This window comes from Streptomyces sp. NPDC053432, assembly GCF_055585365.1.
In genome coordinates this window covers 163,868-187,038 of record NZ_JBVJKF010000003.1, presented here as the reverse complement: position 1 = coordinate 187,038, position 23,171 = coordinate 163,868, and the positions used below count along the sequence as shown (strand labels likewise).

23 protein-coding genes are annotated in these 23,171 nt (G+C 73.1%); 4 read left to right on the top strand and 19 right to left on the bottom strand.

Features of this window, described 5'->3' with window-relative positions; all coding sequences use genetic code 11:
• Window positions 1–3 precede the first annotated feature (3 nt).
• The 3 genes from hydA to ACZ6Y1_RS06970 are packed head-to-tail and all read right to left on the bottom strand — an operon-like array spanning window position 4 to window position 3,565.
• Complete coding sequence (gene hydA, locus ACZ6Y1_RS06980; RefSeq protein ID WP_469624202.1) at window positions 4–1,404, bottom strand: dihydropyrimidinase; 1,401 nt, start codon at window positions 1,402–1,404, stop codon at window positions 4–6.
• Window positions 1,405–1,421: 17 nt separating this feature from the next.
• Complete coding sequence (locus ACZ6Y1_RS06975) at window positions 1,422–2,684, bottom strand: aspartate aminotransferase family protein (RefSeq protein ID WP_469624865.1); 1,263 nt, start codon at window positions 2,682–2,684, stop codon at window positions 1,422–1,424.
• A 38-nt stretch (window positions 2,685–2,722) separates the two neighbouring features.
• Window positions 2,723–3,565, bottom strand: a complete 843-nt coding sequence (locus ACZ6Y1_RS06970; RefSeq protein ID WP_469624199.1) for a nitrilase-related carbon-nitrogen hydrolase — start codon at window positions 3,563–3,565, stop codon at window positions 2,723–2,725.
• A gap of 216 nt (window positions 3,566–3,781) precedes the next feature.
• Here ACZ6Y1_RS06970 and ACZ6Y1_RS06965 point away from each other — a divergent pair, with 216 nt between their 5' ends.
• Window positions 3,782–4,231: a DUF3887 domain-containing protein gene (locus ACZ6Y1_RS06965; protein WP_469624196.1), complete on the top strand. Its 450-nt coding sequence runs from the start codon at window positions 3,782–3,784 to the stop codon at window positions 4,229–4,231.
• Window positions 4,232–4,250: 19 nt separating this feature from the next.
• Here the strand turns inward: ACZ6Y1_RS06965 and ACZ6Y1_RS06960 are convergent, their stop codons facing one another.
• The 3 genes from ACZ6Y1_RS06960 to ACZ6Y1_RS06950 are packed head-to-tail and all read right to left on the bottom strand — an operon-like array spanning window position 4,251 to window position 6,575.
• Complete coding sequence (locus ACZ6Y1_RS06960; RefSeq protein ID WP_469624193.1) at window positions 4,251–5,819, bottom strand: hypothetical protein; 1,569 nt, start codon at window positions 5,817–5,819, stop codon at window positions 4,251–4,253.
• 46 nt (window positions 5,820–5,865) lie between these two features.
• A complete protein-coding gene (locus ACZ6Y1_RS06955; RefSeq protein ID WP_469624190.1) occupies window positions 5,866–6,264 on the bottom strand; it encodes a PPOX class F420-dependent oxidoreductase in 399 nt (132 codons plus the stop codon).
• Between the two features lie 59 nt (window positions 6,265–6,323).
• Window positions 6,324–6,575, bottom strand: a complete 252-nt coding sequence (locus ACZ6Y1_RS06950; RefSeq protein ID WP_469624186.1) for a helix-turn-helix domain-containing protein — start codon at window positions 6,573–6,575, stop codon at window positions 6,324–6,326.
• 65 nt (window positions 6,576–6,640) lie between these two features.
• Between ACZ6Y1_RS06950 and map the strand changes: the two genes are divergently transcribed.
• On the top strand, window positions 6,641–7,408 hold the full coding sequence (map, locus tag ACZ6Y1_RS06945) for a type I methionyl aminopeptidase (RefSeq protein WP_469624183.1): 768 nt from the start codon (window positions 6,641–6,643) through the stop codon (window positions 7,406–7,408).
• A gap of 17 nt (window positions 7,409–7,425) precedes the next feature.
• Here map and ggt read toward each other — a convergent pair whose 3' ends face one another.
• Window positions 7,426–9,222 (bottom strand): gamma-glutamyltransferase, encoded by a 1,797-nt coding sequence (ggt, locus tag ACZ6Y1_RS06940; protein ID WP_469624179.1) that lies wholly within the window; start codon window positions 9,220–9,222, stop codon window positions 7,426–7,428.
• A 229-nt stretch (window positions 9,223–9,451) separates the two neighbouring features.
• Here ggt and ACZ6Y1_RS06935 point away from each other — a divergent pair, with 229 nt between their 5' ends.
• Window positions 9,452–10,177 carry a hypothetical protein gene (locus tag ACZ6Y1_RS06935; protein ID WP_469624176.1) on the top strand — a complete coding sequence of 242 codons (726 nt, stop codon included), beginning with the start codon at window positions 9,452–9,454 and terminating at the stop codon, window positions 10,175–10,177.
• On the opposite strand, the gene ACZ6Y1_RS06930 is transcribed toward ACZ6Y1_RS06935, so the two are convergent.
• The 6 genes from ACZ6Y1_RS06930 to ACZ6Y1_RS06905 form a co-directional block, all read right to left on the bottom strand.
• Entirely contained in the window at window positions 10,137–11,396 is a 1,260-nt protein-coding gene (locus ACZ6Y1_RS06930) for a cytochrome P450 (protein WP_469624173.1), read from the bottom strand. The genes ACZ6Y1_RS06935 and ACZ6Y1_RS06930 overlap by 41 nt on opposite strands.
• Before the next feature lie 70 nt (window positions 11,397–11,466).
• Complete coding sequence (locus ACZ6Y1_RS06925; protein ID WP_469624170.1) at window positions 11,467–11,991, bottom strand: hypothetical protein; 525 nt, start codon at window positions 11,989–11,991, stop codon at window positions 11,467–11,469.
• Window positions 11,988–13,469 carry an ATP-binding protein gene (locus tag ACZ6Y1_RS06920; RefSeq protein ID WP_469624167.1) on the bottom strand — a complete coding sequence of 494 codons (1,482 nt, stop codon included), beginning with the start codon at window positions 13,467–13,469 and terminating at the stop codon, window positions 11,988–11,990. Before ACZ6Y1_RS06920 ends, ACZ6Y1_RS06925 begins: the two co-directional genes overlap by 4 nt.
• A 9-nt stretch (window positions 13,470–13,478) precedes the next feature.
• Complete coding sequence (locus tag ACZ6Y1_RS06915; protein ID WP_469624163.1) at window positions 13,479–14,162, bottom strand: response regulator; 684 nt, start codon at window positions 14,160–14,162, stop codon at window positions 13,479–13,481.
• Between the two features lie 38 nt (window positions 14,163–14,200).
• Window positions 14,201–15,892 carry a murein biosynthesis integral membrane protein MurJ gene (gene murJ, locus ACZ6Y1_RS06910; protein WP_469624160.1) on the bottom strand — a complete coding sequence of 564 codons (1,692 nt, stop codon included), beginning with the start codon at window positions 15,890–15,892 and terminating at the stop codon, window positions 14,201–14,203.
• Window positions 15,889–17,052, bottom strand: coding sequence for a lipid II:glycine glycyltransferase FemX (locus tag ACZ6Y1_RS06905; protein WP_469624157.1), 1,164 nt, complete (start codon window positions 17,050–17,052; stop codon window positions 15,889–15,891). Before ACZ6Y1_RS06905 ends, murJ begins: the two co-directional genes overlap by 4 nt.
• A gap of 243 nt (window positions 17,053–17,295) precedes the next feature.
• Here ACZ6Y1_RS06905 and ACZ6Y1_RS06900 point away from each other — a divergent pair, with 243 nt between their 5' ends.
• A complete protein-coding gene (locus tag ACZ6Y1_RS06900) occupies window positions 17,296–18,471 on the top strand; it encodes a L,D-transpeptidase (RefSeq protein ID WP_469624154.1) in 1,176 nt (391 codons plus the stop codon).
• Window positions 18,472–18,563: 92 nt separating this feature from the next.
• Here ACZ6Y1_RS06900 and ACZ6Y1_RS06895 read toward each other — a convergent pair whose 3' ends face one another.
• The 6 genes from ACZ6Y1_RS06895 to ACZ6Y1_RS06870 all read right to left on the bottom strand — a co-directional run bounded on the left by ACZ6Y1_RS06895 (window position 18,564) and on the right by ACZ6Y1_RS06870 (window position 23,113).
• Window positions 18,564–19,307 carry an amino acid ABC transporter ATP-binding protein gene (locus ACZ6Y1_RS06895; protein WP_469624151.1) on the bottom strand — a complete coding sequence of 248 codons (744 nt, stop codon included), beginning with the start codon at window positions 19,305–19,307 and terminating at the stop codon, window positions 18,564–18,566.
• Window positions 19,308–19,312: 5 nt separating this feature from the next.
• The gene (locus ACZ6Y1_RS06890) at window positions 19,313–19,753 is read right to left on the bottom strand and encodes a DUF6278 family protein (protein WP_469624149.1); all 441 of its coding nucleotides are present in this window, start codon (window positions 19,751–19,753) and stop codon (window positions 19,313–19,315) included.
• Between the two features lie 78 nt (window positions 19,754–19,831).
• Window positions 19,832–20,611, bottom strand: a complete 780-nt coding sequence (locus tag ACZ6Y1_RS06885; protein WP_469624146.1) for an exodeoxyribonuclease III — start codon at window positions 20,609–20,611, stop codon at window positions 19,832–19,834.
• Window positions 20,612–20,639: 28 nt separating this feature from the next.
• Window positions 20,640–21,272, bottom strand: coding sequence for an MBL fold metallo-hydrolase (locus ACZ6Y1_RS06880; protein ID WP_469624143.1), 633 nt, complete (start codon window positions 21,270–21,272; stop codon window positions 20,640–20,642).
• Between the two features lie 9 nt (window positions 21,273–21,281).
• Window positions 21,282–21,872: a hypothetical protein gene (locus ACZ6Y1_RS06875; protein ID WP_469624141.1), complete on the bottom strand. Its 591-nt coding sequence runs from the start codon at window positions 21,870–21,872 to the stop codon at window positions 21,282–21,284.
• The gene (locus ACZ6Y1_RS06870; protein WP_469624138.1) at window positions 21,869–23,113 is read right to left on the bottom strand and encodes an ROK family glucokinase; all 1,245 of its coding nucleotides are present in this window, start codon (window positions 23,111–23,113) and stop codon (window positions 21,869–21,871) included. The genes ACZ6Y1_RS06875 and ACZ6Y1_RS06870 overlap by 4 nt, the downstream gene beginning before the upstream one ends.
• Window positions 23,114–23,171 lie beyond the last annotated feature (58 nt).

Genomic DNA, 23,171 nt, shown 5'->3' with positions numbered 1-23,171 from the left:
TCCTTACAGGTACTGGCAGGTGGAGCGGGGGACGAAGGTGCCGTGGCCGGCCCGGCCGGTGAATTCGCGCCGGTCGATGACGAGTTCGCCGCGCGAGAGCACGGTGTCGACGCGCCCGGTGATCCGCTTGCCCTCGTACGCCGAGTAGTCCACGTTCATGTGGTGGGTCTCGGCGGAGATCACCTGCTCGGCGTGCGGATCGTAGAGGACGATGTCGGCGTCGGAGCCCGGCGCGATGGTGCCCTTCTGCGGGTAGAGGCCGAACATCCGGGCGGGGGTCGCGCAGGCGATCTCGATCCAGCGGCGGCGGCCGATGTGCCCGTCGACGACCGCCTGGTGGAGGAGGTCCATGCGGTTCTCCACCCCCGGCAGACCGTTCGGGATCTTCGAGAAGTCGCCCCGTCCCAGCTCCTTCTGCCCGCGGAAGCAGAAGGGGCAGTGGTCGGTGGAGACCACCTGGAGGTCGTTCGTGCGCAGCCCCCGCCACAGCGCCGCCTGGTGCTCCCGCGGCCTCAGCGGGGTGGAGCAGACGTACTTGGCGCCCTGGAAGTCGGGCTCGGCGAGGTTGTCGGTGGACAGGAACAGGTACTGCGGGCAGGTCTCCCCGAAGACGGGCAGCCCCTTGTCGCGGGCGGCGGCCAGCTCTGCGACGGCCTCCTCCGCCGAGACGTGGACCACGTACAGCGGGGAACCGGCCACCCGGGCGAGCTGGATGGCCCGGTGCGTGGCCTCGGCCTCCAGGAGCACCTTGCGGACCTCGCCGTGGTGGCGGGGGTCGGTCTCGCCGCGCGCGAGGGCCTGTTCGACGAGGACGTCGATGGCGATGCCGTTCTCCGCGTGCATCATGATCAGCCCGCCGTTGCCGGAGGCCCGCTGCATGGCGCGCAGGATCTGCCCGTCGTCGCTGTAGAAGACGCCGGGGTAGGCCATGAACAGCTTGAAGGAGGTGACCCCCTCCCCGATGAGGAGGTCCATCTCCTTGAGGGTGCCCTCGTTGACGTCCGAGAGGATCATGTGGAAGGCGTAGTCGATCGCGCACTGCCCGTCCGCCTTGGCGTACCAGGCGTCGAGTCCCTCGCGCAGGGCGTGGCCCACGCTCTGCACGGCGAAGTCGACGATGGTGGTGGTGCCGCCCCAGGCGGCGGCCCGGGTGCCCGTCTCGAAGGTGTCCGAGGCGGAGGTCCCGCCGAAGGGCAGCTCCATGTGGGTGTGCGCGTCGACCCCGCCGGGGATGACGTACTTCCCGCTCGCGTCGAGCGTGCGGTCGGCCGTCCAGGCCTCGGCGGCCGCCGAGCCGTGCGCGGCGAGGGCCGCGACGCGTCCGTCCTCGATCAGGACGTCCGCGTGCAGTTCGTCGGCGGCGGTGACGACGAGGCCGCCGCGGATCAGGGTGCGGATGCTCATGTGCGGTGCGTCCCCCTCTACTGGATCCCGTGGACTCGGTGAAGTGCCTGTTCGAGGATGTCGGCGCCCTCTTCCGCCTCGGCGACGGTGAGGGAGAGCGGCGGCGCGATGCGCAGCACGCTGGTGTTGTGGCCGCCGCCCTTGCCGATCAGCAGGCCTCCTTCGCGGGCGGCCTCCTGTACGGCGGTGGCCGCGTCGGGGTCGGCCTGGTCGGTTCCGGGCCGGGTGAGTTCCAGGCCGGCCATCAGGCCCCGGCCGCGGACCTCCCGTACGGCGGGTACGTGCGCGGAGACCGCCCGCAGCCGCTCCAGGAGCAGGCCGCCGACACGGCGGGCGTTGCCCTGGAGGTCGTGCTCCAGGAGGTACGCGAGGTTGGCGACGCCCGCGGCCATGGTGACGGGTGACCCGCCGAAGGTGGAGATGGAGTTGGCGTCGACGCAGTTCATCACCTCGGCGCGGGCCACGACGCCGCCGATGGACATGCCGTTGCCGATGCCCTTGGCGAAGGTGAGGATGTCCGGCGGGCCGTTCTGGGCGTGGGCCTGCCAGCCCCAGAAGTGTTCGCCGGTACGGCCCCAGCCGGTCTGTACCTCGTCGCTGATCCACAGGATGCCGTGGCGGTCGAGGACCTCGCGGAAGGCCCCGTACAGGCCGTCGGGCGGGGAGGTGAAGCCGCCGACGCCCTGGATCGGCTCGGCGATGAGGGCGGCCACTCCCCCGCGGGCCTGGCCCAGTACGTCCTCCAGGTCGGCGACGGCGGCGGCCGTGAAGGCGGCGTCGTCGAGGTGGGCGAGGGGTCCGCGGGTGCGGACGGCGCCGTGGACGTAGTACGTCTGGAGCGGGGAGAGGCTGGTCGGGGACCAGGTGCGGTTGCCGGTGATCGAGACGGTGGAGAAGGACCGGCCGTGGTAGCTGTTGCGCATGGCCAGGATCTGGTTGGAGCGGCGGTACGCCGTCGCGAGCAGCAGGGCGGTGTCGTTGGCCTCGGTGCCGGAGGTGGTGAAGAAGACCCGCGCCTCGGGGATCCCGGAGAGGGCGGCCACCCGCTCGGCCAGCTCGATCATCGGCCGGTTGAGGTAGAGCGTGGAGGAGTGGATGATCCGCCCGGCCTGTTCGGTGACGGCCTTGGTGACCTCGGGCAGGGCGTGGGCGGTCATCGTGGTGAGGATGCCGCCGAAGAAGTCGAGGTAGCGGTTGCCGTCGGCGTCCCAGACGTGGCGGCCCTCGCCGTGGGTGAGCTCGATGGGACGGCCGTAGTAGAGCGCGAGCCAGTCGGGCATGACGGCGCGGTGGCGGCTGTGGAGCGGGGTGGGGTTGGTCACGGCTGTACGAGCCCTCCGTAGGCGTCGGGGCGGCGGTCGCGGTAGAAGGCCCACTGGTCGCGGACCTCTTTGATCAGGTCGAAGTCGAGGTCGCGGACGAGGAGTTCCTCCTCCTTGTCGCTGGCGACGTCGCCGACGAACTGGCCGCGCGGGTCCACGAAGTAGCTGGTGCCGTAGAAGTCGTTGTCGCCGTACTCCTCCTGGCCGATGCGGTTGATGGCGGCGACGAAGTACTCGTTGGCGACTGCCGCGGCGGGCTGTTCCAGCTGCCAGAGGTAGGCGGACAGGCCGCGGTGGGTGGCGGAGGGGTTGTAGACCAACTGTGCACCGGCCAGCCCGAGTTGCCGCCACCCCTCCGGGAAGTGCCGGTCGTAGCAGATGTAGACGCCGACCTTGCCGACGGCGGTGTCGAAGACGGGCCAGCCGAGATTTCCCGGGCGGAAGTAGTACTTCTCCCAGAATCCCTTCACCTGGGGGATGTGGTGCTTGCGGTACTTGCCGAGGTAACTGCCGTCGGCGTCGATGACGGCGGCGGTGTTGTAGTAGAAGCCGGCGCTTTCGAGCTCGAATACCGGGACGACGATGACCATGCCGGTCTCGCGGGCCAGGTCCTGCATGCGGCGGACGGTCGGGCCGTCGGGGACCGCCTCGGCCCAGCGGTAGTGCTCGGGCTCCTGGACCTGGCAGAAGTAGGGGGCGTTGAACACCTCCTGGAAACCGATGATCTGCGCGCCTTGCGCGGCGGCGCGGCGGGCGTGCTCCTCGTGTTTGGCGATCATCGAGTCGGTGTCTCCGGTCCAGGTGGCCTGGACCAGCGCGGCGCGGACGACTTGGGCCATGAGCTGCTCCTCGCGACGGGAACGCCGGTTCTACGCACGTAGACGGTGTGCGTAGGGAGTAGAACGTAGGCCTCGTCACAGCCTGGGGCAAGACCACCTTGCGCAGTTGGAGTAGTCGATCAAGTTACGTCACCACGCGGTCGTTTGCGGTCGCCGGGCGACCGGTTGACGGGCGGCTGACGTGCGGGGGTGCTGCGGGCGGAGCACGATGGGAGCATGGCTCGCAGCGACAGTGCCCGCACCGGCGTGCGGCGGCTGGCCCGGGTGGCAGGGGCGGCCGTGCTGGCGGTCGGCGCGCTGATGCCGGCCGGCGGCCCGGCGGCGGCCCGGTCGCCCAGCCGTTACGACGCGATCGCCACGCAGACCCTCGACTCCGTGGTGCACGGCGACTTCACCGCGGCGACGGCCCGGTTCGATCCGACGCTGCGGGCCCTCCTGCCCGCGGCCGCCCTGGCCCGGGCCTGGGCGGCCTACCAGGAGGAGCTGGGCCGCTACCGGTCGCACGGCGGGCCGCAGGACACCGCGCTCGGTGATCTGACGGTGGTCGACGTGCCGCTGCGGATGGAGCGGCGGGGCGGGGAGTTCCGCGTGACGTTCCACGAGGACGCCGCCATCGCCGGCCTGTTCTTCCTCAAGGACGGAGCCCCGCTCGCACAGACCCTCTAGTTCCGGTCACGGCGCTGGATCAGGGAACGGCGACGCCGGACACCCGCAGGGCGTGGGACAGGTCGCGGTGATGGGTGCCGGACAGGGCGCGGGCCGCGCGCAGCAGGCGCGGGGCGAACCACTGCGGGTCGTGGCGGGCCAGGACGGCGGACTCCTCGGCGGTGTGCAGCCGGACGTAGGCGCCGAGCAGGGCCTGGGCCTCCCGGTCCCGGCCGGTGCCGCCGAGGGCCAGGGCGGCGTCGGCGATCTCGGCGGCGGGGCGGGCCGCGCCCTGGCGCAGCAGCAGGTCGCAGTCGGCCTCGCGGCCCGCCTCGCCGAGGGCGGCCGCGGCCGCGGCGAGGCGCTCGGGCGGGAGCGAGGCCGCCTCCCAGAGCAGGGTGGCCCAGTCGGCCGCGAGCCCGGCCCGGTGCAACTCGGCGGCCAGCCCGGGCAACCGCCCGGCGGGGCCGGCCGCGGCCTCGCAGAGCAGGGCGTGCGCCTCGCCGCTCCGGTGCTGCGCCCGCAGGCCGGTCAACGCCTCCACCACCCCCCGCAGGGAACCCTCCGCGGGCTCCCGCGGGAAGCCGTCCGACGCCGGGCGGTCCCGGCCGGACGGGGGCGAGGCGTGGGCGATGTGCTCCGTGGGGGGCTGCGGGAGGCCGAAGCGGGCTCCCCGCGGGGCGGGGGCCGGGGTGGGGCCGGTGCCGGCACCCGGGGGCGTGGTGAAGACCGGGGGCTCGGGGGCCGCCGACCCGGCGTACCGGGCCCCGCCCGCGCGGCGCCCGCCCCGCAGCCAGCGCCCCTCGGCCCGCTCCACCGGCCGCTCGACGGGCCGGTCGGCGTCCTCGGACACCCGCTGCCGCGGCACCGCGTCCAGCGGCGCGTGCCCGGGCAACCAGGTCCGCGCACCCGCCGGCCCGGAGCCCCCGGGCGGCGCCCCGGGCCCCGGCCGGGCCGGTCCGGAAAGGGGCCCCGGCCCCGACGGCCCGGGGGTCCCGGGCGCCCCGGGCCCCGGCCGGGCCGGGCCCGAAAGACGACCCGGCCCCGACGGGCCGGAGGAGGGGTCCGGCGCCGACGGGGGCGCAGGTGTGGAGGCTGCCGGCCCGGGAGGGGGCGCGGACGCCAGGCGGGACGTCAGGTCGGCGTGGCGGGAGGCGGCGCGGGTGGCGTCGTCGCGGGTCCACGCCAGTTCCCGGGACAGGCCCTCCGCCTCCGCCGGGTCGCTCGCCGCGGACAGCCGCGCGGTGAGGTGCCGCAGGGCCGCCTCCGAGTCCGCACGCTGCGCCGCCGACGCCGCCAGCAGCGTCCGCAGCTCCGCCTCGCCGCCCGGCAGCCGGTCCCACGCCGTGACGGCCGCCGCCCGCAGCCCGGCCGCGTACACGGTCTCCCGCTCCGCGAACTCCGCGCCCCGGGCCGCCGCCAGGTCCTCCAGAAGGGACTCCAGCACGTCCCACGGCACCATCGCGCGCCCGTCGAGGCAGGCCCGCACACCATCCGGGTCCCGGCGCAGGAACTCCCCGTACCACCCCGTCCCGGGATCCAGTCTCTGCGTCAACCCCCGCAAATAATCGGCGAGTTGCATGATCACCAGCGACATCGCGGTCTCCATGGACCGCATTGGATCGCACGAGTGTTACGGGCGGGCTACGCGCACCTCAAAGCTTGACGGCGATCCCGGTGTGCGGACGCTTGCCCAGCCGGGCCACCGCGGCGGGCAGGTCCAGCGCCCAGAACTGCCAGGTGTACTTGCGGGACATCAGCTTGCGCACCCGCTTCAGGCCCGCCTCGTCCAGCAGCCGCGCCTCGCCCTCCAGCACCGGCGCCCCCTCGGCCACCCGCCCCTTCAGGTCGCACGGGGCGACGGTGACGCGCGCGTCGTTGCGGATCCGCTTCACCTTCCAGGTGTCCGTGCGCGTCCACACGTACAGCTCGCCGGCGGCGGCGTCGACCACCGCCCACACCGGGGTGGCCACGGGCGTGCCGTCCTTGCGGAAGGTGGTGAGGCTGACGTACTTGCCCCGGTTCAGCTCGTCGAGTGTCGCGGTCCCAGTCATGCCGTGAGCCTAGCCCTCGGTCACCGCCGCGCGCGGCGGAACGGCATGCCCCCCGGCCGTCAGGCGGGCACCAGGGCGCAGCGGCGGACCACCTCGTCCAGGGAGAGGCCGAGGACCTCGGCGAGGGCCGCGACGGTGAAGAAGGCGGGCGTGGGCGCCCGGCCCGTCTCGATCTTGCGGAGGGTCTCGGGGGACAGCCCGGCGCCGGCCGCGACCTCCACCATGCTGCGCCCGGCGCGGGCCTCCCGCAGCAGGGCGCCCAGCCGCTCGCCGCGCTCGCGCTCTTCCGGAGTCAAAGGGGTACGCACCATGCGGCCAGCCTACCCCGCCGGGCCAATAACTATCCCGGTAGAGTTATACCGGTATAGTTATTGGCATGATGGAGCTGAAGACGGACCGGTCGATCGACGAGATGCGCGCCGCCGGCCGGGTGGTGGCGCAGGCCCTGGCCGCCGTGCGCGAAAGCGCGCGGGTCGGTGTCTCCCTGCTGGAACTGGACCGGGTGGCACGGGCCGTCCTGCGCGAGGCGGGCGCCTCCTCGCCCTTCCTCGGCTACCGGCCGCGGTTCGCCCCGGTGCCCTTCCCGGCGGTGGTCTGCACCTCGGTCAACGACGCGATCGTGCACGGCGTCCCGGACGGATACCGGCTGCGCGACGGCGACCTGGTCAGCATCGACTGCGGCGCGAAGCTGGGCGGCTGGGTGGGGGACGCGGCCGTCAGCTTCACGGTCGGCCGCTCCCGCCCCGCCGACCTGCGGCTCATCGCGACCGCGGAGGCGGCCCTCGCGGCCGGCATCGCGGCCGCCGTGCCGGGCAACCGGATCGGCGACATCGCCCACGCGATCGGCACGGTGTGCCGCCGCGCCGGATACGGGATCCCCGACGGCTTCGGCGGCCACGGCGTGGGCCGCACCATGCACGAGGACCCCGGCGTGCCCAACGAGGGCCCGCCGGGGCGCGGCACGCGGCTGCGCCCCGGCATGGTCCTGGCGATCGAGCCGATGCTGATCGCGGGCGGCACGGACGACTACACCTGCGACGCGGACGGCTGGACCCTGCGCACCACCGACGGGAGCCGCGCCGCGCACGCGGAGCACACGGTCGCGATCACCTCCCGCGGGCCGAGGATCCTGACCGCCCTGTAGGGGTGCGGCCCGGTCCTCTACGGCTTGCCGTACGGGCGTACGACCATCGCGGAGCCGCCGCCCCGGCGGGTGGTTTCGGCGGCCGCCAGCCAGCGGCCGTCCGGCAGCCGCTGGACGCCCGTCGCGGCGCCGATCTCCGGGTTCTGCCGGAACGCCTGGCCGAGGGCCTCCAGCTCCGCGCGCAGCGGGCTGTCCCACAGGGCCGGCTCCAGCTCGGTGGTGGTCTGGTTGCGCTGGCTGGCCCGCGGTGCGGCGATCGCGTCGACGAGCGGCAGGCCGCGGTCCAGATGCCCGGTCAGGGTCTGCAGGACGGTGGTGATGATGGTGGCGCCGCCCGGGGAGCCGACGGCCAGGACCGGCCGGCCGTCCTGGAGGACGATCGTCGGGGACATGGAGGAGCGCGGCCGCTTGCCGGGGCCGGGCAGGTTCGGGTCCGGGACGCCGGGGGCGGCCGGGGCGAAGGAGAAGTCCGTCAGCTCGTTGTTGAGCAGGAAACCGCGGCCCGGCACGGTGATCGCGCTGCCGCCGGTGGACTCGATGGTCAGGGTGTAGGAGACCACGTTGCCCCAGCGGTCGGCGACCGTCAGGTGGGTGGTGTTCTCCCCCTCGTACGTGGTCGGGGCGGCCTGCCCGCCCGTCGCGCAGGGCGCGGGGCTCCGCGGGTCCCCGGGGGCCAGCGGGCTCGTCAGGGTGCGGTCGGGCTTGATCAGGCAGGCGCGCGAGTCCGCGTACGCCTGGGAGAGCAGTTCCTTCGTGGGGACGTCCTGGGCGGCCGGGTCGCCGACCCAGCGGCCGCGGTCGGCGAAGGAGATCCTGGAAGCCTCGATGAAGCGGTGCAGGTACTGGGCCTCGGAGAGCTTCGAGAGGTCGCTGCCCTCCAGGATGTTCAGCGCCTCGCCGACGGTGGTGCCGCCGGAGGAGGAGGGCGCCATGCTGTAGACGTCCAGGCCGCGGTATCCGATCCGGGTCGGGGCCTGGCGTCTGGTCCCGTACGCCCTCAGGTCCCCGGTGGTCAGGTCGCCGGCCCGGACCTTGCGGGTGGCGGCGGGGTCGACCGGGGGCGTGCGGACGGCCCGGACGATGTCCTCGGCGAGCGGGCCCCGGTAGAGCGCGCCGGTGCCCTTGCGGCCGAGTTCCTCGTACGTGGCGGCCAGGTCGGGGTTCTTGAAGGTGGAGCCGACCACCGGCAGGGCGCCGCCGGGCAGGAACAGCTTCGCGGTGTCCGGGAAGTCCCTGAACCGGGCCTCGTTGGCGGCGGTCTGGGAGCGGAAGGTGGCGTCCACCGTGAAGCCGTCGCGGGCCAGTTTCTCGGCGGGCCGCAGCAGTTGGGCGAGCGGGCGGGTGCCCCAGGCGTCGAGGGCGCTCCTCCAGGTGGCGGGGGTGCCGGGGACGCCGACGCCGAGGCCGCTGGTCTGGCCCTCGGCGAAGGGGATCGGGACGCCGTTCTCCTGGAAGAGGGTCTCGGTGGCGGTCGCGGGGGCGGTCTCGCGGCCGTCGATGGTCTGCACGCGGCGGGACTTGGCGTCGTAGTGGACGAAGTAGCCGCCTCCGCCGATGCCCGCGGAGTACGGCTCGGTGACCCCGAGCGCGGCGGCGGTGGCGACGGCCGCGTCCACGGCGTTGCCGCCCGAGCGCAGGACGGCGATCCCCGCGGCGGAGGCGTCGGCGTCGACGCTGGCGACGGCCCCGCCGTACCCCGACGCGACGGGGACCTTGGCGGGGGTCCCGGTGCCGGGCGGGGCTGCCGCCCCGGTCGAGACGAGCGCGGCCGCAAGGGCCAGCAGGGGTAACGGGCGGGCGAGGAAGCGATGCATCCGGACCTCCAGTGGCAGCGTGCGCAGAGCCTAGCGGCCGGGCTGCCACCACGTCAGGGCCCCGGAACCGCGGCCCGGTTCCCGCCGCCACCAGGGCGCCCGGCCGCCGGTCGCTCGCGGGCCGCCCACGCCCGCGTCGGCCGGGCCCGCGGATCCGGTCGCGCCGGGGTCGGCCGCGGGGCCGCACCGGCCGGTGCCCCCCGCAACCGCATGCCCTAGCATCCCGCGCATGGACGACGACCTGCGCAACATCGTGCTCGGGGTGATAGCCACCGCCGTCAGCGGCGGTTTCGGCTGGTTCACCCGGACCTACCAGTGGCGGCGGGCGCTGCGCCGCAAGCAGGCCTTCTTCGGCCTGCCCACCGGCTCGGACTGCCTGTTCGTGGTCAACCGGCAGATGGGCGGCACCGACGTCTCCCTGCACCGCAACGATGCCTTCGCACTGCTGGAGATATCCGCCCTGATCAAGGACTGCGGGGCGAACCTCCAGATCGTCACCCACGACACCGCCCGCCAGGGCTTCGGCGAGCGGGCCGAGTTCTGCGTCGGCGGGCCGGTGTCCAACGCCCGGACGGCGGCGCACCTGACCTCCATGCTCCCCGGCGTACAGGTCGACGTGTCCAGCGAACCGGGCCCGGACCGCGGTGCCATCCGTGTGGGCGGGGAGGCGTACCGCTGGGAGAAGGGCCTCGTCGAGTACGTGCTGCTGGCGCGGCTGACGACGGAGCGGGGCTCGCGGCCGGTGTTCCTGCTGTCGGGGCAGACCGCCAACAGCAACCAGGCCGCGGCCCGTTACCTGGCCCGGCACCACCGCGAGCTGGCCCGCAAGTACGACGGGAAGTCCTTCTGCCTGGTGCTGAAGGTCGTCAACTCGGACGCCTACGGGCCCGACGTGTCGGAGCTGGTCGCGGACGTCACTTCGGCGGCCCGGACACCCGTAGCGGCAGCCGCGTGATCCCGTTGATGAAGTTGGACACCAACCGGCGTGGGGGGCCCGCCAGTTCGGGCGGGGGCATGGTCGCGCACCACTCCTCGTAGAGGGTGCGCAGCTGGAGCCGGGCGAAGTGGGCGCCGAGGCAGACGTGCGGGCCGTCGCCGAAGGAGACGTGCGGGTTGGGCGTGCGGTCCAGGTCGAGGCGGCCGGGGTCGGTGAAGACGCGTTCGTCGTGGTTGGCGGAGGCGTGGAAGACCACCACCTTGTCCCCGGCCCGGATCGGCTGCCCGGCGAGCGTGGTGTCCTCGGCCGCGGTGCGGCGGAAGCTGAGCACCGGCGGGTGGACGCGCAGCAGTTCCTCGACGGCCCGGTCCCGCGGGACGCGGCCGTCGGCGAGCGTGCGGTAGGCGTCCGGGGCGCCGGCGAGCGCCAGGAGTCCCCCGGGGGCGGCGCTGCGTACCGTGTCGTTGCCCGCGACGGTCAGCAGGAAGAAGAACATCTCCAGTTCGGCCGGGTCGAGTCCGGCCTGGGCCAGGGCGGTCATCACGTCGTCGCCGGGGTGCGCGCGCTTGTGGGCGGCGAGTTGGCGGGCGTACGCGAACATCTCGCCGAGCAGCGCCGGGGAGCGCGGATTGAGGGGTTTTCCGTCGGGGCCGAGCAGGGGGGCGGGCGCGTCCTCGGGGTCCTGGTAACCGATGATCCGTACGGTCCACTCCAGCAGCAGGGCGCGGTCGGAAGCCGGGACGCCCAGCAGGTCGGTGAGGTTCAGCAGGGCGTACTCGTCCGTGACGGCCCGCACCAGGTCGGCGGAGCCGTCCTCGGCCCCGTCCCGGGCGGCGGCGAGCAGCGAGCGGGCGCGCTCCCGTACCCGGCCGGCGAAGGCGTCGACGCGGGCGGGGGTGAAGGCGCGGGAGACGAGCCGGCGCAGCCCGCCGTGGCCGGGGGGATCCTGGTTGAGCATGGTGCGCCGCAGGAAGGGCAGGTCGGCCGGGTCGGGGTCGCGGATCTGGGTGGCGCCCAGCCAGGAGGAGTACGTGCGGTGGTCGCGCAGGACGCGTACGACGTCGGCGTGCCGTGTGACGGCCCAGAAGCCGGGGCCGGCGGGCCAGCCCTGGATCTCGGGCTCCGCCTGCCAGGCCACCGGGTGCCGTTCGCGCAGCAGCCGGTAGCGCTCGTGGGGGACGCCCTCGGCGTAGACGCGGGGGTCGAAGACGTCGGGGACGTCACCGGCGTGGTCCATGGGGCCACGGTGGCGGCCGCCGGGCCGTTCGCGCAAGCCCGCGGGGGGGGGGGGAACGGCGGCCCGGGCCCTAGGGCCTGTCGTCGCAGCCGACCGGGTCGAGGGTGCCGGAGGTCCCCCTGAGGGCGATCGTGAGCCGGGTCCCCCGGGACGCCGCGGAGCCGAGGGTGCACACCAGCTGGCGGCGGGCGTTCGGGGTCAGGTCCTGGACGTCGAAGGGCAGGTGGACGGTCATCACGTCCTTCGCCGTGGACGAGATGGCCGGGGCGTCCAGGCGTTTGCCGTGGACGGAGGGGACCTCGGTGGTCAGGCCCGCTTCCTTCTCCCGCTGGCCGGGCCCCTCCAGCAGCCGGTTGAGCAGCTCGACCGGCGTCACCTTGGGCAGGTCCCGCTGCGGGGACGGTACGAGACGGCCGTCGGGGGCGACGAACCAGAGCATGGAGAAGCCCTCCGGGCCGGCCACCATCACGGTGGCGGCGGAGCCGCTGTCGACCGGGCCGGTGGGCTTGATCCCGCATCCGGCCGCCCCGGCGAGCAGCAGCGGGCCCAGCAGCGCCGTGGCGGCGGCCTTCGCCCGTGCCCGGGTCCGGGTCATGCGCGGGCCTCCAGGGGCATGTCGAGGGTGAGGACGGCTCCCCCGGCGGGCCCGTTGGCCGCGCGGAGGGTGCCGCCGTGCAGGCGTGCGTTCTCCAGGGAGATCGCAAGGCCGAGGCCGCTGCCCGCCGAGCGGGTGCGGGCCGCGTCGGCCTTGAAGAAGCGGTCGAAGATGTGCGGGAGCACGTCGGGGGCGATGCCCGGTCCGCTGTCGGCGACCTCGATGAGCAGCCGGTCGCCGTCGCCGTTGCCGTTGCCATCGCCGTCCGGACCCGGTCCGGGTCCGGTCCGTACGGTGATCCGTACGGGCGCGCTGCCGTGCTTGAGGGCGTTGCCGACGAGGTTGGCGAGGACCACGTCGAAGCGGCGCGGATCGAGGCGGGCGCGGACCTCGGCGCCCGGATCGGTGACGACGACCACCCGGCCGTCGTCCCAGTGGCGGCGCTGCAGGGTCTTGCCGACGGCCTCGGCCAGGTCCACGTCGTCGAGGTTGAGCTCGGCGGCGCGCGCGTCGAAGCGGGATATCTCCATGAGGTCCTCGACGAGGACGGCGAGCTTCCCGGTCTCGGCGCTGATCAGCCGCAGCGCCTTCGCGGTGTCCGGGTCGAGGTGCTCGGCATCCTCGTCGAGGACCTCGGTGACGGCGAGCATCCCGGCGAGCGGGGTGCGCAGTTCGTGCGAGACGTCGGCGGCGAAGCGGCGGGCCCTGACCTCGGCCTCCTGGAGTTCGGTCACGGACTGTTCGAGGGCGCGGGCGGTCTCGTTGAAGGTGCGCGCGAGCCCGGCCAGTTCGTCGGCGCCGCTGACCTCGATCCGGGTGTCGAGGCGGCCCCGGCCCAGCTCCTGGGCGGCGCTGCGCATGTCCCGTACCGGGCGGAGCACGCTGCGCGCGGCGAGCAGGGCGGGGATCAGGGCGATGGCGAGACCGGGGACGGCACCCTGCTGGGCGGCGCCGACCATGGCCTTGACGGTGGCCTCTTCGCCGTCGAGCGGCATGGTGGCGTAGAAGACGACGCCGGTGGCCTGGCGGACGCCGTCGCGGACGAAGACGGCCGGCATCGCCACGACCAGGTAGGGGTTCCCGGCCCGGTCCCCGACGCGCTGGAAGGCGCCGTGCGGGTGTGCCGTCACCTTGGTCCGGAGCGCGTCGGTGACCACGGTGGAGGTGGCCGGGCTGATGCCCGAGGAGGCGCGCAGGGTTCCGTACTCGGCGAAGATCGTCCAGGGGTGCGGCTTCCCGCGTTTGGCGAGGTCGCTGACGCGGCTCTGGAGTTCCTTCTGGTCCATGGGCAGCTGCATGCCCTCCTGCTCGATCTGGTCGCGCAGGGTGGAGACGGCGGTGTCCTGGGTCTGGGTGAGGATCGCGTTGCGCGCCTTCTGGTAGGTCAGGGCGGCCGTGGACACCGCGGTGATCGCGGCGACCAGCAGGAAGGCCGCGATCAGCCGGGTGCGCAGGCCCAGTGGCGCGATCCGTCTCAACGCCGCCTCCTACAGGGGGCCGAAGCGGTAGCCGAAGCCCCGCACGGTCTGTATGTAGCGGGGGGCGGCGTCGGGGGCCTCGATCTTGTGGCGCAGGCGGCGGACGCAGGCGTCCACGAGCCGGGCGTCGGCGTGGTAGCTGTGGTCCCACACGTACTCGAGGAGCTGCTGGCGGGAGAAGACCTGCTCGGGCGAGGCCGACAGGTGGAGCAGGAGCCTGAGTTCGCTGGGGGCGAGGGGTACGCGCTCGCCGTTCTTGGCGACGGTCAGGCCGCCCCGGTCGATGGCCAGTTCCGCGTGGAACTCGATCCCCGGGCGGCCGCCGGTGGGGTCGCTGTGGCGCCGCAGGACTGCTTTGATGCGGGCCTCGATGACCTCGGTGCGGGCGGGTTTGACGATGTAGTCGTCGGCTCCGGCCTCCAGGCCGACGACCACGTCGAAGTCGTCGCCGCGCGCGGTGAGCATGATGATCGGCACCTCGCTGGTGTCGCGGATCCGGCGGCAGACCTGCACACCGTTGATCCCCGGCAGCATCAGGTCGAGCAGGACCAGCTCGGGACGGAAGCTCGTGAGCAGCGCGAGCCCGTCCTCGCCCGTCTCCGCGGCACTCACCTCGTGGCCGCGGCGGCGCAGGCCGAGGCCGACGCCTTCCCGGACGGAAGGGTCGTCCTCGATCAGCAGTACGCGTGGCATCCGGTCAGTATCCAAGATCTTTTCAGGCTGGGCCTCCCCTACCGGCCGGTCTTGCGCCGCAGGGAGTCCAGCAGGTCGGTGATCTCCGTCAGGCGCAGCGGCCCGGCGAGGAGGACGACGACCAGCGCGAGGGCCGCGGTTCCCGCCGCCACGGCGGCGAAGTTCCCGAAGGGGTCGGCGGCGCGGGCGACGGCGTACCCGGCGGCGGCCGCGGGCGCGCAGGCGGCGAGCAGTCGCAGGTGGGTGGCGACGGCGCTCGTGCGCCGTCCGCCGGGGGTACGGGTTCCCGCGCGGGGGCCGAGCCGGCGGGCGAGGACGTACGCGGTGACGGCGGCGCCCGCGGTGAAGGCGACCGAGCAGGCCGCGGCCATGCCGGTGACCGCCCAGCGCGGCGGCAGCAGGAGGTATGCGGCCGCCGAGAGACCGGCGTTCAGGGCGGCGATGACCAGGTTGAGGAAGAAGGGGGTCCGGGTGTCGGACAGGGCGTAGAAGCCGCGGGAGAGCACGTACTGCGCGGAGTACGCGATCAGCCCCGGCGCGAAGGCCGCCAGCATGCCCGCCATGACGGCGACGTCGGCGGCGCCGGTGCGCCCGTACTCGAAGACGCTGCCGATCACCCAGGGAGCGAGGGCGGCGAAGAGCGCTGCGGCCGGGACGACGAGGGCCGCGCTGGAGCGCAGCGCGTAGGAGACGTCCCCGCGGACGCGGGCGAGGTCGCCGTCGGCGGCGGCGGCGCTCATCCGTGGCATGAGGGCGGTGACCAGGGAGACGGTGATGATGCCCTGCGGGACCATCCACAGCAGGTAGGCGTTGCTGTAGGCGGTGTAGCCGGCGCCCGCGGCCAGACCCGCGTCGGCGGCCCGCTGCCCGGTGGCGGTGGAGAGCCGGGTCACGACCCAGTAGGCGAGCTGGTTGGTCAGGACGAGCAGGACGAGCCAGCCCGCGTTGCGCAGGGGGCGGGTGAGGCCGCCGCCGCGCCAGTCGAAGCGGGGGCGCCAGCGGAAGCGGGCGCCGCGCAGCGAGGGGATCAGGGCGACGGCCTGGACGACGATGCCGGCGGTCGTACCGAGGCCGAGCAGCCGGGTCTCCGAGGCCGTCAGGCCGTCCGCGGCGTCGTGGGAGAGGAAGAGGAAGAGTCCGAAGACGGCGATGACGACGAGGTTGTTGAGGACCGGGGTCCACATCATCGCGCCGAACCGGCCGCGGGCGTTCAGCACCTGCCCGAGCAGCGTGAACAGTCCGTAGAACAGGATCTGCGGAAGGCAGTAGCGGGCCAGGGCGACGGTGGTGGACTCCTGGCCGCCGCTGTAACCGGTGTACGCCGAGACGATCAGCGGGGCGGCGAGCACGGCGGCGGCGGTGACGGCCAGCAGCGCGGCCGTGCACGCCGTGAGCAGCCGGTCGGTGTAGGCGGCGCCGCCGTCCTGGTGCTCCTTGGCGGCGCGGACCAGCTCGGGGACGAACACCGCGTTGAGGGCGCCGCCGATGAGCAGGATGTAGAGGATGTTCGGGACCGTGTTGGCCACGGCGTAGCCGTCCCCGAGCAGCCCGGTGCCGAGTGCGGCGACGACGACCGCGGAGCGCACGAACCCGGTGGCGCGGGAGACGATCGAACCGGCGGCCATGACGGCGCCGCTGCGCAGCACCGAGCTCTTGTGCCGCGGCTCGGGTGCGGAGGCCGTGCCCACGCCGCCCGCGGCGGCCGCCGCCGCTGTCGTGCCCTGGTTCACCGGCGGGCCAGGTAGGCCTGGAAGGCCTTGTAGAGCGCCGTGTTGGCGTATCCGTCCATCGGGGTCTCCCACTCGCCGAGCGTCTCGACGACCTGCCCGCCGGTGCCGAGCTTCCAGCGCAGCAGCCCGAAGGCGCGTTCGTCGGGGTCAAGGGTGGAGGGTACCCCGCGCATGTCGTACTCCTCCGCCCCGAGGGCGTGGGCGTCGCACATCATGCGCCACTGCAGGGCGTTGCTGGGCCGCACCTCGCGGCGGTGGTCGGCGGAGGCCCCGGTCTGGTACCAGACCCGGTGCCCGGCCACGATCATCGTGTGGGCGGCGAGTATCTCGCCCTGGTACATGCCCAGGTAGAGGCGCATGCGGCCGGGCTCCTCCGCGTTGAGTGCCTCGTACTGGCGCTGGTAGTACGCGAGGGAGCGGCCGAGGCGGAAACCGTCGCGCTCCTCGGTGATCCCCAGCAGCCGGTAGAACTCGGGCAGGTCCTCGGCGGAGCCGACGACCGCGTCCACGCCCGCCTTGGTGGCCTTGCGCACGTTGCGCCGCCACTCCTGGTTCAGGCCCGACCACACCTCGTCGAGGGAGCGGCCGGCGAGCGGTACGCGGAAGACGTGGCGGGGCTGGGCGTCGCCGTCGTCCTCGCCGCCGCACCGCTTCCAGCCGCGGGTGCGCAGACGGTCGGCGAGGGCGGCGCCGACCGGGTCGACCTCGGTGGCGAGGACGTCGGACAGCTGCCTGCCCGGCCCGGTGGCGGACTTGACGGTGGCCGCGTCCCAGCGGCGGTAGGCGGGGGTGGGGCCGATGCGGACGGCGAAGGCTCCGGCGGCCTTCAGGTGGCGCATGAGCGGGCTCAGCCAGCGGTCGATGTGCGGGTCGGACCAGTCGGCGACCGGTCCCTCGGGGAGGTAGGCGAAGTATTTGCGGGTGCCGGGAAATTGGCGGTAGAGAACGAGTCCGGCACCCTGGATCCGGCCGTCCGGGTAGTGCCATCCGACCCTTTCCGAGCGCCAGAGGTCCTTCACTTCCGCCCATGACGGGTACTGGAGGAAGCTCGCTCGCCGATGCTCCGCGAGGAAGGCCCGGTACTCGTCGACGGACAGGGCGCGCACCCGGAACTCCTGGTCCTGGTCGTGCTGAGTGGGGGTCACTAGCAGTGCACACACGGCTGACGGCCTTCCTGTTCGCCGGTTTCGATCGCTCACAGGACTCTCACAGCCGCGCGTGACCGGTGTGCGCGGCGATTGTGACCGGACGATGACCGTTCTGCTGCGGTCGATGTCACAGCCGCCTCGGCGAACTTTTCGCCGGCTTCGGCAACCTAAAGTCGGTTCGTGCGCTCTTACTTTGCGGACGTTCACACTTCGGAGGGGTTTTCGTTGAGCCTTATACGCACTCGTCACGCCGTGATGGCGGGCACCGCAGTCCTGGCCGCCGCACTGACCGCCTGTTCGGGCGGGAGCGGGAGCGGGGACGGGGGCACGGCGGACGCCAAGGCCGAGGCCAAGCAGAAGACGGCGATGGCGATCTCGGTGAACCTCACGGGCGATCAGGTCAAGGCCGGCGAGCCGGTGAAGGTGACCATCGCCGACGGCAAACTCGCGCAGGTGAAGGTGACGGACGCCAAGGGCGGCGAGCTGGCGGGGCAGATAGCCGCCGACGGCAGGACGTGGACATCCGAGCGCAACGCCTCACCGGGCACGGACTACAAGGTCGAGGCGACGAACACCGACAGCCAGAACGCCACGGCCCAGTTCCGGACCGGTGCGGCCGACAAGGTCAACAAGGTCTCGATCAACATCTCGAAGGGGAGCACGGTCGGCGTGGCCATGCCCGTCTCGCTCGTCTTCGACAACCCGGTCACCAACAAGGCCGAGGTGGAGAAGCAGCTGAAGGTCACCACCTCGAACGGCACCGAGGGGTCGTGGGGCTGGATCAAGGACTACTCCGGCAAGGACCGCGTCGACTGGCGGCCCAAGGACTACTGGAAGTCCGGCACCGACGTGAAGGTCGACATGAACCTGAACGGCGTGGACTCCGGCAAGGGCGGCGGCCTGTTCGCCCGCGACTACAACACCGAGTTCAAGATCGGCAAGGACCGCCGGATCGAGGTCAGCCTCGACACCAAGAAGCTGACGGTGACCGAGGACGGCCAGACGGCGCGGACGATCCCGGTCTCGGCCGGTACACCGGGCGGCCAGAAGGCGTCCTGGTCCGGGAAGATGGTGGTCATGGCGAAGGAGGGCACCATCCGGATGAACTCCGAGACGGTGGGCCTGGGCAACGCCTACGACAAGATGGTCGACTACTCGATGCGGCTCACCTGGTCGGGCATGTACGCACACGCCGCGCCCTGGAACTCGGGGAACTTCGGCCGCGCCAACGCCAGTTCCGGCTGCGTGGGCATGAGCGACGCCAACGCCGCGTCCTTCTACGGCGAGACCCAGGTCGGCGACCCCTTCGAGGTCGTCGGCGACGGCTCCAAGGGCCAGGCCGACCTCGGCAACGGCTACGGCGAGTGGAACCTGTCCTGGGACCAGTGGAAGGCCAAGAGCGCCCTGTCCGGAGCCCCGCAGAACGGCTGACGCCGCGGAACGGCCGGCACCGCAGGAGGGCCGACGACGCGGGAGGGCCGGCGCAGGGGACCGGCTCGTCCCGCGGGACGGCCCCGCGCCCCTCAGTGCTTGAGGATCTTCGAGAGGAAGTCCTTGGCCCGGTCGCTCTCCGGAGCGGTGAAGAACTGCTCCGGGGTGCGGTCCTCGACGATCTGTCCGTCGGCCATGAACACGACGCGGTTGGCGGCCGACCGGGCGAAGCCCATCTCGTGGGTGACCACGACCATGGTCATGCCCTCCTGGGCGAGCTGCCGCATGACCTCCAGCACCTCGTTGATCATCTCCGGGTCGAGGGCGGAGGTGGGCTCGTCGAAGAGCAGGGCCTTGGGGTTCATCGCGAGGGCGCGGGCGATGGCCACGCGCTGCTGCTGGCCGCCGGAGAGCTGGGCCGGGAACTTCGGGGCCTGGTCGGCGAGCCCGACCCGGTCCAGGAGCTCCAGGGAGCGCCGGTCGGCATCGGCCCGCTTGCGCCCGCGGACCTTGACCTGCGCGAGCGAGACGTTGGCCAGGACGGTCTTGTGCGCGAAGAGGTTGAAGGACTGGAAGACCATCCCCACCTCGGCGCGCAGCCGGGCCAGCTCCCGGCCCTCCTCGGGCAGCGGCTGCCCGTCGAGGGTGATCGTGCCCGATTCGATGGTCTCCAGCCGGTTGATCACCCGGCACAGGGTCGACTTCCCCGAGCCGGAGGGCCCGATGATCACCACGACCTCGCCGCGGCCGACGGTGAGGTCGATGTTCCGGAGCACGTGCAGGTCTCCGAAGTGCTTGTTGACGCCCCGGAGCTCGATCAGCGGATCGACGGCCATACCGGTCATCCCTCCGAGGCCTCGGCGTAGGCCTGGCTGAGCTCGGGGGAACCGGTCATCGCCCAGGAGATCCCCGACTCGATCACGTTCAGCTCCCGCCCCGAGGCCAGCCGGATCACCGGCTGGCCGCTCGGCCAGACCTCCCATCCCGTTCCCGGGATCGTACGGATGATCACGGTGCCGAGGTAGAAGCCGGCGTCGTTTCCGAGCCACGGCACGGCCTCGGGATCCCGCCGCCAGCGGGGCATCAACTGGTCGAGGGCCTCCAACGAGGCGACGCTCTGGTCGAGTTCGAGCCCGGCCGCCCTCGCCTGGACGCGCAGCATCTCGCACTCCGAGAACAACTCGGCCACGCCCTCGGGGTCGTCGGCGAAGGCGGCGGCAAGTCCCGCGCCCCGTTCTGTTTCGTGTCGGTTCAGCCAGTTGCCCAGGAAGGGGATGTTCATACCGCCCAGCGTCGCACCAGGATCCGCCGCTGGCCACAGGGCGCGCCTGGATCGGACGGCACGGTTCCGGAGGGATCCTCAGAGCTCCAGGTCCACGACGACCGGGGCGTGGTCGGAGGCGCCCTTGCCCTTGCGCTCCTCGCGGTCCACGTAGGCGTCCTTGACGGCCTTGGTGAAGGCCTCGTTGCCGTACACCAGGTCGATGCGCATGCCCTTGTTCTTGGGGAACGCCAGCATCCGGTAGTCCCAGAAGGTGTAAGGGCGGTCGTACTTGAGGGCGCGCGGGAAGACGTCGGAGAGCCCGGCCAGGCGCAGCGCCTCCAGGGCGGCCCGCTCGGCGGGGGTCACGTGCGTCAGGCCCTCGAAGACGGCCGGGTCGTACACGTCCTCGTCGGTCGGGGCCACGTTGAAGTCGCCCATCACCGCGAACGGAAGGGCCCCGGCCGCGTCCTCGGCGACGGCCGCGGTCAGCGCGCGGAACCAGTCCAGCTTGTAGCCGTAGTGATCGTGCGCGACCTCGCGGCCGTTGGGCACGTAGACCGACCAGACGCGGACCCCGCCGCAGGTCGCGGAGATGGCGCGGGGCTCGTCGACCTCCTCGTAGAGCGGCCCGCCGGGCAGGCCGGTGACCACGTCCTCCAGGCCGACCCTGGAGAGCACGGCCACGCCGTTCCACCGGCCGGTGGCGTTGACGGCCGCCTCGTAGCCCAGCTCGCGCAGCGCGTCGTACGGGAACTGCTCGGCGGAGCACTTGGTCTCCTGGACGCACAGGACGTCCGTGCCGGAGCTCTCCAGCCAGGCCAGCAGGCGCGGCAGCCGGGCGGTGATGGAGTTGACGTTGAACGTGGCGATACGCATGCGTTCAACCTACCGCCCGGCACCGACATCACAGCTCGGCGGTGCCCCCGGCGGTGAGTCGGCCGTGGTCCGTGCCGCCCAGGGCGTCCAGGGCGAAATCGTAGATCGGCCGCGCGATGTCGGCGAGGTAGGCGTCGTGGATGTCGATGGCCCGGCGCGGCTTGACCTCACGGACGTAGTCGATCACCTCGGCGATCTTGTTCCAGGGGGCGTGCACCGGGAGCATCAGGGTGTCCACGGGGGCGTCGGGCACGGTCAGCGCGTCCCCGGGGTGGAAGAGGGAACCCTCCACGAGGTAACCGACATTGGTGACCCGGGGCATGTCCGGGTGGATCACGGCGTGCAGTTCGCCGTGGACCTGCACGTCGAACCCGGCGGCGGTGAAGGCGTCGCCGTGGCCCACGGTGTGCACCCGGCCCGGGTAGGCGGGGGCGATCCGGTCCGCGACGCTGCGCAGGGTCCACAGCCCGGCCGCCGGATTCGCGTCGAGCGCGGCACGCAGCCGGCCCTCGTCGAAGTGGTCGGGGTGTTCGTGCGTGACCAGCAGGGCGTCCGCCCCGAGACCGGCGTCGGCTTCGCTGAAGGCGCCCGGGTCGATGACGAGCACGCGCCCGTCCTTCTCGAGCTGGACGCAGGAGTGCAGCCTCTTGGTGAGCTTCATGATCCCAGGCTACGGAACGGCCGTGGAGACCACGTAGACCTTGGGGTGCTCCGGGTCCGTGAGGTCGACCGTGATGTCCCGGGTGGGGCGCGGCTCCGGCTGTTCCAGGGTGATCCCGTACCAGCTCGCCTTGGGGCTCCAGCTCCAGCCCGCGACCTCGGAGTCGTGCGGGGAGATCGCGATCTCCCCCTGGGCCAGGGCGTCCCGGCTGGTGCCGACGGAGGCGAGGAAGGCGTCCAGGTCGGCCGGGGTGACCGAGAAGGCGGTGAACAGGCGGCTGGTGTGCCAGTTGTTGGTCTCCAGGAAGCCGACCCGCCAGGCCTTCGGCGGGATGGGGACCTCGTAGATGCTGCGCTGCACCTTGGACGGCCAGCCCGGCCGGACCTTGGACGCGCCGATCCGGGCGGCCTTGTCGCGGCCGCTCTCGCGGCTCTGCTGGGTGGAGATGGCCAGGTAGCCCGCGGGGACGCCGATCAGCAGCAGGATGATCACCGCCGTGATCCAGCGGCGTTTGACGACGTGCCGGCGGTCCTCGACGGGGCGCGGGGTGGCGTCGCCGTCGGGGGAAGGGGCCTGGCGGGGCAGGGTGGGCGGGTTCACTGCTGGTCGTCCAGTTTCTCGGGGCCGGGGAGCTCGGGGCCAGGTGTGGTGCCTCCGGGGGCCCCGGACCCGGGGAGCCCGGTGTCGCGGGCCGGGTTCTCGCGGCGGCCCAGCTGCTGCGCGTAGCGCTCGTACCGTTCGTAGCGCTCGACCCGGCGGCGGGTGGCGCGCCGGAAGCGGCGGGCGACGAGCCGGGCCAGGTCGGCGGCGCCGACCATGCCGGCCTCGGGGCCGAGCTGGGCCTTGGCGATGCGGGCCTCGGGGCGGTAGCCGCGGCCGGTGAGGTGGCGCCGGAAGGCGTCCCGGGCGGGGCCGATGAGCAGGTCGTCGGCGGCGCTGACGCCGCCGCCGATGACGAAGCAGGAGGGGTCGAGGGCGGCGGCCAGGTTGGCGATGCCGACGCCGAGCCACTGGCCGATGTCCTGGAGCAGCTCGACGCACATGGCGTCGCCCTCGCGGGCCAGCTCGGTGATGAGCGGTCCGGTGATCTCCGAAACGTTCCCGCCGACCCTGGCGATGATGTTGTACGCGACCGGGGAGTCGGCGGCGGCCAGCTCGCGGGCCTCGCGGACCAGCGCGTTGCCCGAGCTGTACTGCTCCCAGCAGCCCCGGTTGCCGCAGGGGCAGCGGTGCCCTCCGGGGACGACCTGCATGTGGCCGAATTCGCCGGCGACCCCGTAGCGGCCGCGTTTGACCTGGCCGCCTTCGAGGATGGCCCCGCCGATACCGGTGCCCAGCGTGATCATCACGAGGTGGTCCTCGCCCCGGCCGGCGCCGAAGCGCCACTCGGCCCAGGCGGCGGTGTTGGCGTCGTTGTCGACCATGACGGGGACCGCGAGGCGGGACTGGAGCGCGTCGCGCAGCGGCTCGTCGCGCCAGGCCAGGTGGGGGGCGAACAGCACCCGGGAGCGGTCGGCGTCGACCCAGCCGGCCGCGCCGATGCCCACGGCGTGCACGTCGTGCCGGTCGGAGAGGTCCAGGACCAGTTCGACGATGGTGTCCTCGACGACCTTGGGGCTCTTGGACTTGTCGGGGGTCTCGGTGCGGATCTTCTCCAGGATGACCCCGTCGGCGTCGACGACGCCGGCCATCACCTTGGTGCCGCCGATGTCGATGCCGACGGTCGGGACGCGCGGGGCGGTCAGGTGCGACCTTCGCTCGCGCGTCCCGATCGTGCGCAGCACAGCGCCCCGCGCCGAGCCGCGGCGCGGCGGCGTGAACCCCCGGTAGGTGCTGCTCATCGGTGTGCCGTCGTCCCTTGTGCTCGTGCCGTGGCCCGCCGGGCCCTGCCGCTCATGC

Bases quoted from the DNA above. Each gene is read 5' to 3' on its own strand.
- hydA (WP_469624202.1), bottom strand. From the start codon at position 1,404: ATGAGCATCCGCACCCTGATCCGCGGCGGCCTCGTCGTCACCGCCGCC.
- ACZ6Y1_RS06975 (WP_469624865.1), bottom strand. From the start codon at position 2,684: ATGCCCGACTGGCTCGCGCTCTACTACGGCCGTCCCATCGAGCTCACC.
- ACZ6Y1_RS06970 (WP_469624199.1), bottom strand. From the start codon at position 3,565: ATGGCCCAAGTCGTCCGCGCCGCGCTGGTCCAGGCCACCTGGACCGGA.
- ACZ6Y1_RS06965 (WP_469624196.1), top strand. From the start codon at position 3,782: ATGGCTCGCAGCGACAGTGCCCGCACCGGCGTGCGGCGGCTGGCCCGG.
- ACZ6Y1_RS06960 (WP_469624193.1), bottom strand. From the start codon at position 5,819: ATGGAGACCGCGATGTCGCTGGTGATCATGCAACTCGCCGATTATTTG.
- ACZ6Y1_RS06955 (WP_469624190.1), bottom strand. From the start codon at position 6,264: ATGACTGGGACCGCGACACTCGACGAGCTGAACCGGGGCAAGTACGTC.
- ACZ6Y1_RS06950 (WP_469624186.1), bottom strand. From the start codon at position 6,575: ATGGTGCGTACCCCTTTGACTCCGGAAGAGCGCGAGCGCGGCGAGCGG.
- map (WP_469624183.1), top strand. From the start codon at position 6,641: ATGATGGAGCTGAAGACGGACCGGTCGATCGACGAGATGCGCGCCGCC.
- ggt (WP_469624179.1), bottom strand. From the start codon at position 9,222: ATGCATCGCTTCCTCGCCCGCCCGTTACCCCTGCTGGCCCTTGCGGCC.
- ACZ6Y1_RS06935 (WP_469624176.1), top strand. From the start codon at position 9,452: ATGGACGACGACCTGCGCAACATCGTGCTCGGGGTGATAGCCACCGCC.
- ACZ6Y1_RS06930 (WP_469624173.1), bottom strand. From the start codon at position 11,396: ATGGACCACGCCGGTGACGTCCCCGACGTCTTCGACCCCCGCGTCTAC.
- ACZ6Y1_RS06925 (WP_469624170.1), bottom strand. From the start codon at position 11,991: ATGACCCGGACCCGGGCACGGGCGAAGGCCGCCGCCACGGCGCTGCTG.
- ACZ6Y1_RS06915 (WP_469624163.1), bottom strand. From the start codon at position 14,162: ATGCCACGCGTACTGCTGATCGAGGACGACCCTTCCGTCCGGGAAGGC.
- ACZ6Y1_RS06900 (WP_469624154.1), top strand. From the start codon at position 17,296: ATGGCGGGCACCGCAGTCCTGGCCGCCGCACTGACCGCCTGTTCGGGC.
- ACZ6Y1_RS06895 (WP_469624151.1), bottom strand. From the start codon at position 19,307: ATGGCCGTCGATCCGCTGATCGAGCTCCGGGGCGTCAACAAGCACTTC.
- ACZ6Y1_RS06890 (WP_469624149.1), bottom strand. From the start codon at position 19,753: ATGAACATCCCCTTCCTGGGCAACTGGCTGAACCGACACGAAACAGAA.
- ACZ6Y1_RS06885 (WP_469624146.1), bottom strand. From the start codon at position 20,611: ATGCGTATCGCCACGTTCAACGTCAACTCCATCACCGCCCGGCTGCCG.
- ACZ6Y1_RS06880 (WP_469624143.1), bottom strand. From the start codon at position 21,272: ATGAAGCTCACCAAGAGGCTGCACTCCTGCGTCCAGCTCGAGAAGGAC.
- ACZ6Y1_RS06870 (WP_469624138.1), bottom strand. From the start codon at position 23,113: ATGAGCAGCACCTACCGGGGGTTCACGCCGCCGCGCCGCGGCTCGGCG.